The 16,391-nt window shown below is 43.2% G+C and carries 13 protein-coding genes; 8 read left to right on the forward strand and 5 right to left on the reverse strand.

Annotated features, from left to right (window positions below; genetic code table 11):
• Window positions 1–273: 273 nt before the first annotated feature.
• Window positions 274–663 carry an SCP-2 sterol transfer family protein gene (locus PSBA01_RS10205; RefSeq protein WP_071001896.1) on the forward strand — a complete coding sequence of 130 codons (390 nt, stop codon included), beginning with the start codon at window positions 274–276 and terminating at the stop codon, window positions 661–663.
• 137 nt (window positions 664–800) lie between these two features.
• On the opposite strand, the gene PSBA01_RS10210 is transcribed toward PSBA01_RS10205, so the two are convergent.
• Window positions 801–1,772, reverse strand: coding sequence for a hypothetical protein (locus PSBA01_RS10210; RefSeq protein ID WP_186474219.1), 972 nt, complete (start codon window positions 1,770–1,772; stop codon window positions 801–803).
• Between the two features lie 449 nt (window positions 1,773–2,221).
• Between PSBA01_RS10210 and PSBA01_RS10215 the strand changes: the two genes are divergently transcribed.
• The 3 genes from PSBA01_RS10215 to PSBA01_RS10225 all read left to right on the forward strand — a co-directional run bounded on the left by PSBA01_RS10215 (window position 2,222) and on the right by PSBA01_RS10225 (window position 4,656).
• Window positions 2,222–3,457 carry a lipoprotein-releasing ABC transporter permease subunit gene (locus PSBA01_RS10215; protein ID WP_071001894.1) on the forward strand — a complete coding sequence of 412 codons (1,236 nt, stop codon included), beginning with the start codon at window positions 2,222–2,224 and terminating at the stop codon, window positions 3,455–3,457.
• A gap of 44 nt (window positions 3,458–3,501) precedes the next feature.
• Window positions 3,502–4,182, forward strand: a complete 681-nt coding sequence (lolD, locus tag PSBA01_RS10220; RefSeq protein WP_058024770.1) for a lipoprotein-releasing ABC transporter ATP-binding protein LolD — start codon at window positions 3,502–3,504, stop codon at window positions 4,180–4,182.
• A 168-nt stretch (window positions 4,183–4,350) separates the two neighbouring features.
• A complete protein-coding gene (locus tag PSBA01_RS10225; protein WP_058024771.1) occupies window positions 4,351–4,656 on the forward strand; it encodes a hypothetical protein in 306 nt (101 codons plus the stop codon).
• 69 nt (window positions 4,657–4,725) lie between these two features.
• Here PSBA01_RS10225 and PSBA01_RS10230 read toward each other — a convergent pair whose 3' ends face one another.
• Window positions 4,726–5,301: a DUF2062 domain-containing protein gene (locus PSBA01_RS10230; protein WP_223335218.1), complete on the reverse strand. Its 576-nt coding sequence runs from the start codon at window positions 5,299–5,301 to the stop codon at window positions 4,726–4,728.
• Between the two features lie 298 nt (window positions 5,302–5,599).
• Between PSBA01_RS10230 and PSBA01_RS10235 the strand changes: the two genes are divergently transcribed.
• The 4 genes from PSBA01_RS10235 (at window position 5,600) to PSBA01_RS10250 (ending at window position 11,862) form a co-directional block, all read left to right on the forward strand.
• Window positions 5,600–8,563 carry a ComEC/Rec2 family competence protein gene (locus PSBA01_RS10235; RefSeq protein ID WP_228724562.1) on the forward strand — a complete coding sequence of 988 codons (2,964 nt, stop codon included), beginning with the start codon at window positions 5,600–5,602 and terminating at the stop codon, window positions 8,561–8,563.
• 196 nt (window positions 8,564–8,759) lie between these two features.
• On the forward strand, window positions 8,760–9,815 hold the full coding sequence (sppA, locus tag PSBA01_RS10240) for a signal peptide peptidase SppA (protein ID WP_058024772.1): 1,056 nt from the start codon (window positions 8,760–8,762) through the stop codon (window positions 9,813–9,815).
• A gap of 154 nt (window positions 9,816–9,969) precedes the next feature.
• Window positions 9,970–10,854 (forward strand): alpha/beta fold hydrolase, encoded by an 885-nt coding sequence (locus tag PSBA01_RS10245; RefSeq protein ID WP_186474220.1) that lies wholly within the window; start codon window positions 9,970–9,972, stop codon window positions 10,852–10,854.
• A 219-nt stretch (window positions 10,855–11,073) separates the two neighbouring features.
• On the forward strand, window positions 11,074–11,862 hold the full coding sequence (locus tag PSBA01_RS10250; RefSeq protein ID WP_228724563.1) for a CPBP family intramembrane glutamic endopeptidase: 789 nt from the start codon (window positions 11,074–11,076) through the stop codon (window positions 11,860–11,862).
• Between the two features lie 66 nt (window positions 11,863–11,928).
• Here PSBA01_RS10250 and dusA read toward each other — a convergent pair whose 3' ends face one another.
• The 3 genes from dusA to PSBA01_RS10265 form a co-directional block, all read right to left on the reverse strand.
• Entirely contained in the window at window positions 11,929–12,912 is a 984-nt protein-coding gene (gene dusA / locus PSBA01_RS10255; protein WP_186474222.1) for a tRNA dihydrouridine(20/20a) synthase DusA, read from the reverse strand.
• Window positions 12,913–13,021: 109 nt separating this feature from the next.
• Window positions 13,022–14,326, reverse strand: coding sequence for an MFS transporter (locus PSBA01_RS10260; protein WP_186474223.1), 1,305 nt, complete (start codon window positions 14,324–14,326; stop codon window positions 13,022–13,024).
• A 222-nt stretch (window positions 14,327–14,548) separates the two neighbouring features.
• Window positions 14,549–16,192: a phospholipase D family protein gene (locus PSBA01_RS10265; RefSeq protein WP_186474224.1), complete on the reverse strand. Its 1,644-nt coding sequence runs from the start codon at window positions 16,190–16,192 to the stop codon at window positions 14,549–14,551.
• Window positions 16,193–16,391 lie beyond the last annotated feature (199 nt).

Raw genomic sequence — 16,391 nt, forward strand, 5'->3', positions numbered from 1 at the left:
TTGTCACTATTCTAGATGCGTGTTTGCATCAAACTAAGACAAACGTTGCTAAATATAATTGTGATATTCGAAAGGAATTTTGTAACAATCGTACCACTAGCGGCACAAATAGGTTTTACTTCTCATCAAGTCGCCCCTTATAATGAGCCTGAACATATTTAATACCCGCATACTTGTGGGCTATTAATAACAGGCATTTTAATAATTTGCTAGTCAGGTTAATGCGTAAAATAGCAGCGTTAACCCAACAAAACACCCGTTAAGGATAATAATATGGCAGTTTTTTTGACAGATGAATGGTTTGAGCAAGTGGAGAAAATGGGCAGTGAGGCGGGTGAGTTAAACTTGCCACCAGCACTTGCTAATATGATTGTTAACCTAAAAGTGTCTGATACTGACAAAGACATCGAAGCCAACTTTGCCGATGGTTTATTACATCGTGGTCTAAATAGTAACGGCACGACGACTTTATTATTAGATCGTAGCATTCTACAGTCTATCATCACTGATTTTGACACCAATCAAATTATGGGTGCTTTTATGAGCGGTAAAATTCGCGTTGAAGGGGATATGTCACAATTGATGGCAGTACAGACTGCTCGTCCAAGCGCTGAGCAAAAAGAGTTGTATAAGCGTATCAAATCAATGACGACGATGGCGTAGATCTTATATTGAGTGGTTTGTACTCAAGCCATTGATATACAATTCACTCAGATATACAAAAGCCCCTATTTAGGGGCTTTTTATTGTGTAAAAAACTAGGCATAACACGTAATACAATAGGCTGTTATATTCAGTAACTAGCTGGCTTTAGACTGCGCCGCACTTGTCTGATTCTCTTTATATATCGCTGCCTGCAACCAGACATTGGCTTGTACATAGTCATGCACTTTAATGCTGGCGGTCTCTGGCGTATTAAGCGCACCAATACGTACGACAAAGGGATCTGCATCCTGCTCACGTAATGTCACTACATCAAACAAAATGACAGATTTATCGTTAAATATCGTTTCTTGTTTGCCAAGCACTTGACCTTGACACCAAGCCTCATCTTCTTGCCCTAAAGTATCGCCAAATAAATAAGCACACATGTGTCCTAAGTTGATTTCGACCGGTGCCATTTGTTCTTCGGTTTCAGGTTTCCATTCACTGATTTGCGCTTGCAGATCGTCTGGAATTTTTCCGTCATTAGCCGCGACGATATCGTTAAACGCACGGTGATAGCGGATAGATTCTTGGTCTTCTACCATGATGACTTCGTTTTGCTCACTGAGCTTAATCTCGTGCGCCCATGCGCTAAAGTTAACGAAATAAGACGTATCGCGCTGATACAAATGACGATTGGTCGTATAGAGCTGATCAAACGCATAAATAATGCTGCCATCGGCGGTACGCAAGCGTAGCACTGCATCATGAGAGTTGTCATTGACAATGACGCGCTCGATTTTACAGTCAAGCCCATAAGGACTATCAACACAAGGATAAGCATTAATGAATCGCTCAGGCTTACCGTCTTTCATTGCAAGTACTTGATTGATATGGCAGGGCTTATCTTCTGATAACAACAAACAGCTGTCTTTTGCACTGACGTTGTTGTTCAGACCTTTAGGCATTGCCGCCACTTCGATCATTTTTTGTAGCCACTCTGGCACATCATTGCTCATATCATCGGTCAAGATACGCCAATGATCGCCATGACCTGCAGATTGCTCATCGGTCAGTGTAATCTTGGTGGGAGTTTGAATGTTTTTATATTGATAATTTATGGTCATGAAAATACTCAAAATTAAGTCAGCGTGGGGTTTGTGTCTAATACTGTAGTGCGACGGTTACTTACGTACCATTCAGTATTTCAAATAACTGGTTTATGATGTCAGCGACATTACCAGCAAAGTGTGAACAAACCACAATGAGGGTTAATGACAATTGTCTTTAGCATATAATATATAGGTATTGACATATCTAATAGCAAGGCCTCTATAAAAAATAATAACAAAACCCAGTTTTTTGGTAAAAAATACTCTTAGTATCGGCTAATGACTGGCACATATTGGCTAAATTGTGTCAAACTAGCTCCCTTTTGACGGCTGTCCTCGGCTCGTCTGATCTCCTGTTTTGTGTTTGATTTATATGTGAGTAGTAGCAGCTGTATGATGCATTTACTACTGCTCGTGATGCAACCTATATAAAGTCGCACGTAGATAAGATAAAGAGTTTGAATATGTTTCGTCCTTTAGCGTTATTTATCGGCTTACGATATACCCGAGCAGAGCGTAGTAATGGCTTTATCTCCTTTATATCCCTGATTTCAATGATTGGTCTGACGCTTGGGGTTGCCGTATTGATTACGGTGCTATCGGTCATGAATGGTTTTGATCGAGAATTAAAAACCCGTATTTTGGGCATGGTGCCGCAAGCCACCGTGGTCTCAACTGAGATTATCGGTGATTGGGAGCAGCTCGCTGATAAGATTAAGGAAGATCCAGAAGTATCAGATGTCGCCCCCTTTATCCAATTGCAAGGGATGCTGACATCAAACGGTCAGGTCGCCGGGATTATGGTAACTGGCGTCGAGCCTGAATACGAAAAAAACGTCTCTATCATTAATGATCATATGGTCGAGGGCAGTATTGATACCTTGCAAAGTGGTGACTTTAGCATTGTATTGGGTGAAGAGATGGTGCAGTCTTTGGGCTTGCAGATAGGGGACAAAGTAACTCTAGTGCTGCCAGAAGCCTCGCCATCGCCAGCCGGTGTGATACCGCGGTTTAAGCGCTTTACTTTGACAGGTATTTTTACCATCAGCCCAGAGGTAGACAGTCTGATGGCGTTTATCCCGATGGGTGATGCAGCAAAACTGCTGCGTCTGCCAGAAGGGGCGCAAGGCGTGCGCATGAAGCTCAATGATATCTTTACTGCGCCGATTGCCGCAGAAAAAGCCGCTGCTATTTCTCCTCAGCAGTTGTTCCCCAATGATTGGACGCAGACGCACGGCAATCTATTTGGTGCAATTCAGATGGAAAAAGCCATGGTTGGTTTGCTACTATTTTTAATCATCTTAGTTGCCGCTTTCAACATTGTCTCAAGTCTTGTGATGCTCGTCACTGACAAAAAAGCAGATATTGCCATTCTAAAAACCTTTGGTGCGTCTCCTCGTTTGATTACCCAAGTCTTTATGGTACAAGGCGTGGTCATCGGTGTGATCGGTACCGTTGCTGGTACGATATTGGGTGTGATATTCGCACTCACCGTCAGTGATATTTTAGGCTTTATTAATCAAGTCTTTAATTTGAATCTGTTTGATGCTTATTTTGTGAATTATTTGCCGTCAGAGTTGCGTTTACTCGACGTGGTATTCATTACAGGTGCCTCATTTATATTGAGCTTTTTGGCAACGATTTATCCAGCACGCCGAGCGGCTAAAATTCAGCCTGCCCAGACACTACGTTATGAGTAATTCAATCGCATAAATATCGACATAAATAAAATAAAGGAAGCGCTATGTCTGCCATTTTAAAGGCGACCAATATCAATAAAATATATGATGAGGGAGCCGTTAGTACGCAAGTATTGACGGGCCTCGATCTGACAGTTCATGCTGGTGAGCGCATTGCTATTGTCGGGACCAGTGGTTCAGGAAAAAGTACCTTGCTACATTTGCTTGGTGGTTTAGACACGCCCACGAGTGGTGAAGTCTGGTTACATGGCCAGTTATTAAATAGCATGAATGAGACCGAACGCGGCGCGATGCGCAACAAGCATTTGGGTTTCATTTATCAGTTTCACCATTTGCTAGCAGAGTTTACCGCAGTCGAGAATGTTGCGATGCCTTTACTGATGCGTCCAGAAGTATCAACAACTGACGCTCGCAAGCAAGCGATTGAGATTCTCGAAAACGTCGGTCTAGATCATCGGTTGATGCACAGACCGGGTGAGCTATCAGGTGGTGAGCGTCAGCGTGTGGCGATTGCGCGCGCACTAGTTACCAAGCCTTCGCTTATCTTGGCGGATGAGCCAACTGGTAACTTGGATTATGACAATGCGCAAAGTGTCTTTGGATTGCTATCAGAGCTACAAAGCACTATGCAAACAGCACTTTTGATGGTGACACATGATCGCAACTTGGCGGCGCTTGCTGATCGTCAATTATTGCTACGTAATGGTCATTGGGAACAGTATTAACGTCTATATATGTTGAGATTTTCAGATGAATATAAGTGTCATAAATTGGCACTTATAAGGGTTGTCCTAACGAAATATATTGTTGTATTATCAAGTAAATATCTCATAGCAAAAGATATAAAAGCTTGATTAACTAGCTGCTATATCTATTTTATAGGACTCCGAATAATGAACAAAGATGACAATCCAATCGCCGCTTTTGGCAGTGCTGAAGAAGGCGATGAGCCGTTAAAGCCTTATATCGATCCAACCTTGTTTGACACCATCGATAGACAAGAACAAAAGGATCTTATCACACCCGTGTTTGATGCGATCACTTTGGCTGGGGTTGACTATGATTTAAAGGTTCAAGACAGCGCGACAGGTAAGCGTTATACGCTCTGTAAAAACGACGAGGTTATTGAGATCGTCTCTATGGATAAAGATTTTACGGATAAGCTTATAGATGCCATAGAAAGAACCAAAGAAGAGTGATAGCTATTGCTTCAGACGCTGACGTTGATACTGTTTAATATTAATACCGTTTAATGATGTTAAACGGTATTAATATTTAGGCGATTTATCATCAGGTTTTTGCTGACGTTTTTGCCAACTCACGACCGTCTTGTAACGCCAAATCGCTTTAAAAGCAAGTCCACAAACGATGCTGGTTATAATCGCTAAAATCGTTAGCCCTATACAAAATGCTGTAAGCGATACAGTGCCTTTATAAGTAATAAAAGGGTTGGCGCCATCTGATAATGCCCATAAGCTAAAATCAGCAATCATTCTGCCGATAAAGCGCAAACTGATCACTGGTGCATCAATGATTTTTGCACCGATATAATACCCAGCATAAAAGATAGGCAAGCTGGTGACTGGATTGGTAATCCACGTTAGACCGAGAGCCATAGGCACATTGGCTCGAAAAATAAGTGAGCCAATCAAAGCCAGCAACATCTGTCCTGGCAGTGGAAAAAATGCGCTAAGCACGCCAATATAGACTGCTTTATTTAAGCTATGGCGGTTGAAGTGCCATAACCGAGGATCTGCCAAATGCGGGGCGAACAGTTTTAGGGTGCGACTTTCTAGGATTTTTTCCGGTGTAGGAAGCAGGTCTTTTAGACGTTTGTGGGGCACAGTATCGCCTTTAATCGTTAACGACAGTCCGCTCAATTGTATTGATGGGCTGGTATAAAGTAATATTATGGATAAAAAATACCGATGAGAATACATAGAGTGGTGATGGTAGAAAGCCATCATTTTAATATGCCTCATCAGTATAGGGTAATATAAATATAAATGCTATTGCCTCACAGATATGATGCTTCAGTCGCTTCTAAAATGTCGATAAAAATGGCTGTTTTGGCGCCTTATTATCATCAATAACTGGCGTTAGCTGCATTATAATATTTTGCTCATTAAGCAAGGAGTGCGGGTGTATTGGTTAGTTGGTAGCCTAGTAATTATTGCTATGATGGGTGTGTTGGCAGTTGCAGATAATGTGGCGATGCCGATCGACATGCCTTTATTGAATGTGGTCAGCGCCACAGGTTTGCTTTGGTTGCTTGTCATATTTGCTATTATTCTGCTTAGTGCTACTCAACTTAATAGCCTTTCAGTAAATACTCAAAGTACCAATAAAACGCGTTCTGTCAGCTCACCTAATGATGTTAAATTGTCACTTTTTAGCAAATACTTCTTATTTGGTCTATTAGCCATTGCGTTGGTCGTGGGTAGCGCGCTACAAGCGCTAGTTGCACATCAGCAAGCCGAAACGACCAAAATCACTGACTCTATACGTGTACAAGCACTCGTTCGTATCGAAGGGATAAGTGACAGCGTATATGACGCCAGTACAGATAGCGGCTATCGACAAGTAGCAGTGGTCACACATTTAATGCCATTAGTCGCTGAGTTGACTCCCCAGGATTTGGCAAATAGTACAAGTGATTATTCGAAGGAAGAAAATAATAGCCTAAGTAAAAGCTATAGTGACAATTTTGAAAAAAAACCCAATAATCATATCGAATACCGAGTATTGCTCAATGCCTATCCAAAAAACACATCAAATAATGACTCGTTCTCAAGTTTAAATGATTTGCAGCCAGGTGATGAGCTATTTATGAGCTTGGCACTGGTACCATTGTCTACCTCCAAGCAAGCAATAAGCAACTCGTCTGGTTTTGATGGTTATCGCTGGTTGCGAGGTCGACACATTGATGGTGTGGCAAATATACTGGCGGTTAGTCCGTTGACTGTCAGCAAAAGCAATAACGATGAAGCTTTACAACAAGCATCGACGTCTGACTCTTATTTCCAGCGATTTCGTACTCGTATTGATATAGGACGTTGGCAATTAAGAGATCATTTCTATAGAGATTGGCCTGCACAAACCACAGCAGAGCAGCAGGCCAGAGCTGTCACATTGAGTTTGCTCACAGGTGACCGTAGCTTGATCAATCGCGACACCAAGGATCTATATCAACTGGCGGGTATCTCGCATTTGCTTGCGATATCAGGGACACATGTACTGTTTTTAGCCATTGTATTGGGCGGCGCCGTTGTGTTGCTATTCAATCGACTGTGCCCAGTGGTTTATCGCTATATGCCACGCTGGCAAGTGCGTTGGTGGGTAATGATTGGTGCTGCTTTTATCTATGCACTATTTACAGGTTTTGATGTGCCTGCTGCACGTACGGCGTGGATGCTACTGGCTATCGGCTTGGTGAGATTGACATTGCTACCTATCAGTACCATGCGTGTGTTGTTGGCATTAGCTGTCTTGATGGCATGGCAAGATCCGTATGTATTGTGGCAGGCAGGGTATTGGCTATCTTTTATTGCAGTAGCGCTACTACTCAAGTATGAAGACACCTCATATCAGCGCAATACAGCCGCTGCGCCGCTACCATACAATGATGATGCGCGTGCTTATATAAGCAATGTTTTATTTCGCCGTGCATTGCAAATTGCTCAGCGTATATTCAAGTTACAATTCTGGCTATTTTTGACTTTATTACCTATCACGCTGCTCTTATTTGGAAAGGCATCGTTATGGGGACTTATTGTCAATTTATTTGCCATTGGGCTGTTTGGGTGGGTAATTGTACCGCTCAATCTGTTAGCAGGGCTTTTTTACCTGTTATCACCCACGATAGCCGACAGAATTTGGTCTTTGGTCAGTGCCATCGTCGGCAATTTACATGAGCTGATTGGTTGGCTGACATCGTTACCAGCATTAACAGACGCATGGCTTTATACACCAGTGAATATGGCGATATTGCTCATGATGCTGTTAAGTATAGTACCTTGGCTCTTACCGAGAGGGCTGCTCAGTCGATGGTTGGCATTGCCTCCACTGACGCTGTTAATGATGACGGTGTATGCCAATCAGCAGTCAATGATAACAATGCCGACGTTATATATTTTGCCAACGGGTGATCCCTATATCAGTGCAGCCTTGCTACAATTCCCTTTACATAATCAAAGCGTTAGTAACAGTAAGGATGGATCCTCACTTGCGAAAGACAATACCAGCTGGCTGTTTTTGGCTGATCATAGACCAACCGCAACACGGACCATGCCAAGCAATCTCACAGCGGATAAACTATCTGTATCTTTAGAGCAGCAACTGGGCAGTTTGTCAGTCGATAAACTAGAAGGCATCATAGTGCAGAGCAGTAGCACCGTACTGACTGACACGTTGAATGCCAGTGAGCAAAATATGGTCGTTAGCGCCAAAAATTCTGAGTTATTACCGCTGGCAGTTGCGCAGTTAAATCAGCAGCTACCTGTCAGTCAATATTGGCAAGCGGGACGCTCCGAGCGTTGGTCTGCATTCCAGCAAGCATCTAAAATAGCAGCTCAGTCTAAAGGTAAGACGAATATCAGTGCGCAAGGTTGCGAGCAAGGCAAAACATGGCAGGTGGCTAGTGGTGATTTATCCATCCAAGCAATGACAGGCTGGAGCGAGATAGGTGATACTAGCGTGTGGGACTGTACAATTGCGATTGATAGCAGCGTACCTATACAAGTTCTAAGATACAACGCAGCCGATCCGCTAAAGTCATTATCTGTAAACTCTCAAACGAAAATAGCAGATAAACAGTTAGATACGGATCACAAAAACTTGTCTCTATCACGGCTTGTTTTAGATACTGATACCCATCCACGCGTTTGGCAGATGTGGTCATTATTATGTTCAGCTGATTCGAATAACGACAGCATGAGGTTTAAAAACATCACATGGCTTGGTCATAGTGCATCACAGCTGACGACTGACGTCATAAGTCGTCAAAGCATCAATGATATTATCACCTACGATGACAAACCTTTAGAAGCGTCTTTATCGCTGAATATAATAAACAACGGTGTTGACGCAGAAGCGATGAGTCCTTAAAAATATTGCTTATACTCGCAGTGTTACAATATGGTGATATTTCACAGTTATACTATTGAACCATTATCGAAATACCACCATACTTAGCAGCCTATTAATACCGATGATTGACACGGCGAGGAGATATTTATTTTTAGCCGTATCTACCAATATCATCTTTTTATTGTTTTAGATTGTTTCTGACTTAGGAAGTTATATGCCCAACTGGCCACCAGACCCAAACAAACGTCCTGATAATTCGGCAAATCAGCCAACGCCAATGCAGCAACCAAACGCGCCGAGCGGACAAGAGTGGAAAGTACTGGAAAACACCTTATTAGCTAGTGTGGTTGAGCAGCGCCGTGCTCGTCGCTGGAGTATTTTCTTTAAACTGTTGACCTTTGGTTATATATTATTGATATTTTTGACCATAGGTCGCGGATGTAGTGGTTCGCCAACAGGTATGGATGCCGTTGATACTAGCTCGCCGCATTTGGCAGTGGTTGAGCTCCAAGGTGTGATCAGTAATGATGACGTGGCCAACGCTTACGACGTCAATGAGGCATTGAGAGACGCTTTTGCAAATAGTAACTCTAAAGCGGTGGCGTTAGATATCAACTCACCTGGTGGCTCACCGGTACAGTCTGATGAAATTTGGCAGACTATGATGGATCTGCGTAAAGAATATCCAGATAAAAAGCTGTATGCCGTTATCGGGGATATTGGTGCTTCAGGTGCTTATTATATCGCCTCTGCCGCAGATGAGATCTATGTCAATCCATCGAGCTTGGTTGGTTCTATCGGTGTCATTATGCCAAGTTACAATGTCAAGGGCCTAATGGACAAGGTCGGCGTAGAAGATCGTACTATTACAGCGGGTGAGTACAAAGACATCTTGAGTTTGTCGCGTCCATTGACTGACTACGAAGAAAAACATGTCGAAGGTGTGCTTGCTAATACGCACAAGCATTTCATCAATGCCGTCAAAGAAGGCCGCGGTGATCGCTTGAAAAATCCTGAACAAAACAAACTGTTTTCAGGACTGTTTTGGACCGGTGAGCAATCTATCGAGTTAGGTTTGGCAGACAAAACGGGCAGTATCACAAGCCTCAGTAAACAATTGGATCTTGATACGATCATCAGCTATAGTCCAACCGATCCGTTCCAAATGTTTATGGATCGCTTTGCGGTACAATTGGGTGCAGGCATTGGCTCTAGCATGAGTCTTGATGGGTTTTTGCCCCAAGAAGAAGGTAATGCAAAAATGCGTTAAGCGTTTAATGTTTTAGATATACTGTGTATGATTGTTGAGGCTGAGCATATAATTATGCTCAGCCTTAATTGTATATAGCGATAAAAACTACCTTAATATGAAAGACAGTTGAATTATTAAAAATAATATATAAACCATCCCACGAGAGCCTGTTATGAGTGATGAAATCAATTTGCAGACCTTTGCTGCGCTACCTGTCTCTAAGATAACGAAAAAGCCTGTGTTACATTTTGCCCATGCCAATGGCATGCCAAGTGCTGTCTATGAGCCGTTTTTTGCAGGATTGTCCGCATTTTTTACGATTGAATATATTGCCATGTTGGGTGATACGCCGGATTATCCCGTGGATAATCATTGGCGCAGTCTGACGCAGCAGGTAATCGATAGCGTAAAAACTGCCTGCGAGAAGCATAGCGTCAGTCAGGTGGTGGGCGTGGGGCACTCACTTGGCGCCATGTGTACCTTGCAAGCAGTGTACCGTGAGCCTAAGCTGTTTGCTCAAGCAGTGCTCATGGATCCGCCTTGGATTTATGGCAAAGTTAGCTTGTTATGGCATTTGGCAAAGACAGTAGATAAATTGCCTCTTACGAGTAAGCGTTTGATGGATAAATTGTCGCCAGCGGGTATCTCTAAGCATCGCCGTGATGTGTGGGACAGCCGAGCAGAAGCGTACGAAAAAATGCGGCACAAAGGATTTTTCAAAAACTTTGATGAGCGCAGCTTCCAAGGCTATATCGATCATGGCTTGCATGAGCGCGCGGATGGTAAAGTGACACTGGCCATTCCTAAAGCTAATGAAGTAGAAGTGTTTCGTACCAATCCTTCTTGGTATTGGCTGACGCCCAATCGTGGCCCCAAAGTGCCTGTTACCTTGATTATCGGTCAAGACAGTATCTTTTTAAAACGTCGGTTTCCCCAACAGATAAAGTCGCGCTTGGGCATCCCTTATGAGACTCATGAGGGTGGCCACATGTTCCCACTTGAGCACCCAGAGTCTGTATCGCAGCAGGTACTAGAACTGATTAAGCGGCAACTATAGTCAATCCTAAATAAAACAGATACATTATATATCAAGGTGGAACTGGTCTAAATTTTCCTTGCGTGCTGTGCTTACGCTGCTCGATGCTGCGAAAAATTTATCCCAGCCCCACTGTATCGTTTTTATACTGAACTCACTATATCAAAATAAAAGCAACGTATCGTTATGTAGGCTTGTGTCTCATACAAGCTGACAGCGTATTTTTTAAGTGACATATATATGCCAAAAAACGTGACAGCTTTACCGGATATCGCAACCTCGCCTGAGCGTCCGCCGTTATTTTCACGCGTTGGTACATTTATGCTGACGGTAGGGATGGTGCTTGCGTTTTTTATCAGTCAATTGGTAGGCGTCTATATCGCTGGCAAGCTGGTATTACCTGCGACCAAAAATGCTTCGATGGGCGATATCTTCTTTTTTGGCAGTAACGATGGAACAGTCGTGAGCTTATCAATACTTATAGGCTGCGTGCTGCTGATGACAACGAGTGTTCTCATTATTCGTATAAGAGGCGGGGAATGGCGACAGTATTTAGCATTAAAGCCGTTTTCATTTACAGTAGGTATGGGCATGCTAGGATTGCTGTTGATATTTATGATAGCCAGTCAGGCGCTGACTTATATGCTGGATATGACGCCGCTGGTATTTGTAGATCCATTGTACCAGTCTGTTAGTTCAGTGTGGCTGCTGGTCTTTGCAATGGTCGTGGTTGCACCTATTTACGAAGAAGTGGTCTTTCGTGGCATATTATGGTCAGCCATCAAAGAGCAGTTCACCGCACCGTCATACTCTGTGCATCACGGTGCGATAGTAGCAAGTATCGTGACCAGTTTGATATTTGCCATCATTCATGTGCAGTATGGTATCTACGAGATCAGCACCATTGTGATATTGGCGCTGATATTTTGTTATGCACGTATCAAGTCAGGGTCGCTATTACTGCCCATCGTACTACATATCGTTAATAATGGCGCAGCGATGTGGCAGTATCTTGCGCAAGCGGCGTAGATAACATGCTAGCCACGACAATGGCTAGCATGTGAATTCTATCAAGCCAGTTATATCAGCATTTAGCTATGCGTCAGGATTTAACGATAACACTTCATCTGCTGCTCGTTTAATGTCATCGAGCGTGAGCTGAGGTTTGCCGCTCAATGCTTGTCGCCATTTGCGTGCGCCCATCAACCCTTGAAACAACCCTAGATAATGTCGTGTCATCGTGGGTAGTGCTTCGCCTTTTTCAATTTGTTCTTCTAGATATGGATATAGCCGCGCCAAAATTTCTGAGCGTTTAGGAATAGTCTTTGGTACTGACTCACTCCATAAGCTATTGGCCTCTGCTAATAGATACGGGTTGTGATAAAACGCCCGACCAATCATCACGCCATCGATATGTTGCAAATGCATTTTTATGTCTTCAATGGTATCAATACCGCCATTGATCTCAATATCAAGCTCAGGAAAGTCTTGTTTGAGACGATAGACATCATCATAACGTAGCGGTGGTATCTCGCGATTTTGCTTAGGACTCAGCCCTTGTAGCCATGCAGTACGTGCATGAACAATAAAACGTGTGCAGCCAGCTGATGCTACTGTCTGCACAAAATCAACCATAAACTCGTAGCTGTCAAAGTCATCAATACCAATACGGTGTTTAACTGTGACTGGAATATCGACAGCTGCTTGCATGTGCTTGACCAAGTCAGCAACTGTTTTAGGTTCTGCCATCAGACAAGCACCTATCTTATTATGTTGTACGCGATCAGAGGGACAGCCGACATTGATATTGACCTCGTCATAGCCATACTGCTGAGCAAACTCAGCACACTGCGTCATCTCACTGATATCTGCTCCGCCAAGCTGCAATACCAGTGGATGCTCAAGTGTGTCAAAGCGTAGGTGCCGTGCGCGGTTACCGTGTATCAATGCACCGGTGCTAATCATTTCGGTATACAGGTACGTGTGCGGGTTAAATAGTCGCGCAAAGTAACGATAATCTGTCGTCGTCCAATCGATCATTGGCGCAACGGAGAGGCGTTTGTTGGTCATATCAACCATGGTTATCAAGCCTTAATATCTGTGTCTTAAACAAATGGATAAGGTGCAATGAGATATCCCATTGCACCTTAGTTTCAAACGTTGTTCGAATTAGTGACTGATCTATTATTTATAAAATAACATGATCAATCTTTTTGAATTCAGGCAAATTATAGAAATAAAGCCCCATAATAATACCGATAGAGCCCACAAAGGCAATATATAGCGCTGGTGAGAAGCTGATAAGTGTCGTGGCGTAACCAAGACCAAAGGGTATCAGCACACCGACGATACCGTAGGTAATATTATAACAAAAAGAAATACCGGTGAGACGTACATTGGTCGGAAATAGCTGCACTAAAATGGCAGGGATCATGCCCACGATACCGGCACAGAACCCTAGCAATGCATACATGATTAAGATATAGTCGCCACCCGCCTGCAGATGATAAAAGAACGCCAGTGTTTGAGCGATAAGTAAAACAGAACCAATGACCAAAATTTTACCAAAGTTCTCATGGGTCGAGATCATGCCATAAAAGACACAGCCAAGAATCATAAATACGATGCCCAAGCTATGAGAAAAGCTAAACAAATCACTGTCTAAAGTAAAGTTGATTTCTATTAGTTCTGGCAGTAGTAGGACAATGACTATAGTGATACTAGATATCACTATAGTCAGTACCATACTGACAAAGATAGAATGTTTGCAGCGCTTGAATAATACCGTAAATGGTCTACCTAGATTCTTACCAGTTTTTGGCTTATCTAACGCCAAGAAAAACGGAGTCTCTTTAACCAATCGCCATACCAACAATGGCAGACAGGTTAGTAAGGCGCCAACAAAAAACGGCAAACGCCAGCCATAATCAGTCAGCTGTACGGTGGTCATAAAGTCAGTCAGCCACAGAAAAAACGCATTAGAGAACAGTGCACCTACCAAAAAGCTAGCCGTAACGTAGCTACAAGCCACTGACAAATACTGCCGAGGGACATGCTCCGCCACAAATACCCAAGATAGCGGTACGTAAAGACCAAATGCCATACCTTGTATGATTCTCAGCAATATGAATAACGCAGGTGCAAGCGCACCCCACTGTGCATAAGTGGGTAGACACGCCATTGCGAGCAAGCTACCTGCCGTAACGATTATGCTCAGGAAAAAGGTCGGCTTTCGACCTTTGAGATCACCATAACGCCCGAACAGAATACCACCAAATGGCCGAGCCAAGTAACCAATGACAAACAGCCCCAGTCCTTGCAGTTTGGCAACGTTGGGGTCCGTATCAACAGGAAAAAATGCAGCGGTCACGATGTCTGCAATATATAAGTAAATCAAAAAGTCAAAAAAGACGATCGCGCTGATAAAGCTTACGAATATGACTGTATTTTTGTCTTTTTTAGACATCAGGGCGTATTGAGAACGAGACGGCATAATAGATCACGCATCCACGGAGTAAAGTGGTCATTAAGACGATCATCGTTTAGATAATCGGCCATGATAAAAACCGGCAAATCAAAGTATATAAACAATGATTCGCCGGAACAGTAATTTTGTGTATTGTAATAAGAACTTTGATTACAGGATTTGGCTTTTAACAAAAGCAAAACTGCACATCCTGCAATTTTAGGAACTATTTAGAAAAGAGTTTACATATTACAGTAGCCAGTCAATGGGTAACCAAGACATAATAGTAAGCCAGATATGATCACTCATATCGACCCGTGGCTCTGAGTCATAAACAACTTCTTTGCCATCTTCCATGGTGTGCCACTCCAAGCTACCGTTGTCTAGCAGCTTAACTTCATAAGCTTGGTTTAGTAAATCATCACTCAGTGCCCCGTGCAGCTGTCTTGCCAACTCATCATCATTGATGATTACACCCATTTCAGTATTGATATTGGCAGACCGAGGGTCAACGTTGTAGGAGCCGATAAACACTTGATAGTCGTCTACCGCAAACGTTTTTGCATGTAGGCTGGTTGATGACTGACTGCGTGCACGCCAGAGTTTATTGTCACGTTTTTCTTCAGCTGCCGTTGATTTTAGCTCGTATATTTTTACGCCTGACCGCAGCAGGCTAGGGCGCCATTGACTATAACCAGAATGAACAGCGGTCACGTCGGTTGCATCAAATGAGTTGGTTAATATTTTGATATCAACGCCAGATTCGGCGAGCTTCACCAAAGTATCGACCCCATCTTTGGTCGGGACAAAATAAGACGAGATGATGGTCAGTTTTTTGGTTGGGCTACCGAGTAACGTACGCAGTTGATGCACCAAGTTGGTCTCAGATGAGACGCTTTTGGACAGCTTGCCAACATCGTCACTCAAAAACTGCATGTCTGTCCAACGAAACGGCACGCGTTTGTTGATCAGATCAGTGTCTATCGTCGAGTCTTTGATGGCGGCTTTATAAACCGTCAAGCTACTGCCTTCGTTATTTTCCTCATCTATACCCAGCTTGTCTAATGCCTTCAAAAAATCAGGCGTGACGTCATCGTCGAACTTGGCTAAAGTTTCGATGTCAAACGACAGCGGCGATGACCAGTAACTGGCAAAGCTATTATCAATGTCTGCGACGACTTTACCAATCAGTAAAACATCCAAATCCGCAAACTGGCTGCTTTGATCGTTACTCAGGTACTCATTACCGATATTACGTCCGCCGATAACGGTAATCTGTTTATCAAACGTCATGCTTTTATTGTGCATACGGCGATTGATACGCGGCAAACCTGTGACGTAGTTCAGCGTTGGAATTTTACGGTGCATTAATGGGTTGATGATACGCACTGCGATATTAGGGTGGCTCGCAAAACGTAATAGGTGCTGATCAAACTTTGCACTGTTATTAAAATCATCCAACAACAAACGCACGATCACACCGCGCTCAGCCGCTTCCCACAAGTCTTTTAATAGCAGTTGGCCAGCCTGATCATTATGCCAAATATAATACTGCGCATCGATATTGCGCGTGGCCATACCCGTTAAGATACTACGGGCGGCAAACGCATTTGCCCCAGTGACGATCGGGTGATAGCCTGACAAATCAGGATGAATGTCATTTTGCGCACTAACAGCGGCCACTAGGTCGGTGTTGCTGACTCCAGCCGCTGTTTTTTGTTCAATCTTTGGGCTGTCTTCTTGTTGGTATAAAGCATTGACTCGCGCTGATAGCGCTTGGCTCTCAGGTAAATGTGGCTGTTTGGGTAGGCTCTGGCAAGCGCTCAGACCTAAAGTCAGCCCAAGTGTCAGACTCAACGATAAGCTGCTTGGTTCTATACTGAACATCGACATAACGAATTTACCTTGATGAGCCTAAATATACTGATAAATAAAATGCATGGATAAGTAATTTACTGAAATTGTTCATCTATTTTTAAGGATGATAGCATTGATTGGACGGTCTATAAAAATATCACCAACGCCAAAATTCAAATCGTCGCTAAGCTTAGCAGCTGTTAGCATATCTGCCTATTATAAATACGTTATTTTT

The organism is Psychrobacter sp. KCTC 72983, from assembly GCF_014280455.1.
GTDB classification, from domain to species: Bacteria; Pseudomonadota; Gammaproteobacteria; order Pseudomonadales; family Moraxellaceae; genus Psychrobacter; species Psychrobacter pacificensis.

Excerpts from the sequence above, each read along its gene's own strand:
- PSBA01_RS10265 (WP_186474224.1), bottom strand. The coding sequence starts at position 16,192 with ATGTCGATGTTCAGTATAGAACCAAGCAGCTTATCGTTGAGTCTGACA.
- PSBA01_RS10245 (WP_186474220.1), top strand. The coding sequence starts at position 9,970 with ATGAGTGATGAAATCAATTTGCAGACCTTTGCTGCGCTACCTGTCTCT.
- PSBA01_RS10205 (WP_071001896.1), top strand. The coding sequence starts at position 274 with ATGGCAGTTTTTTTGACAGATGAATGGTTTGAGCAAGTGGAGAAAATG.
- dusA (WP_186474222.1), bottom strand. The coding sequence starts at position 12,912 with ATGGTTGATATGACCAACAAACGCCTCTCCGTTGCGCCAATGATCGAT.
- PSBA01_RS10215 (WP_071001894.1), top strand. The coding sequence starts at position 2,222 with ATGTTTCGTCCTTTAGCGTTATTTATCGGCTTACGATATACCCGAGCA.
- lolD (WP_058024770.1), top strand. The coding sequence starts at position 3,502 with ATGTCTGCCATTTTAAAGGCGACCAATATCAATAAAATATATGATGAG.
- PSBA01_RS10210 (WP_186474219.1), bottom strand. The coding sequence starts at position 1,772 with ATGACCATAAATTATCAATATAAAAACATTCAAACTCCCACCAAGATT.
- PSBA01_RS10260 (WP_186474223.1), bottom strand. The coding sequence starts at position 14,326 with ATGCCGTCTCGTTCTCAATACGCCCTGATGTCTAAAAAAGACAAAAAT.
- sppA (WP_058024772.1), top strand. The coding sequence starts at position 8,760 with ATGCCCAACTGGCCACCAGACCCAAACAAACGTCCTGATAATTCGGCA.
- PSBA01_RS10250 (WP_228724563.1), top strand. The coding sequence starts at position 11,074 with ATGCCAAAAAACGTGACAGCTTTACCGGATATCGCAACCTCGCCTGAG.
- PSBA01_RS10225 (WP_058024771.1), top strand. The coding sequence starts at position 4,351 with ATGAACAAAGATGACAATCCAATCGCCGCTTTTGGCAGTGCTGAAGAA.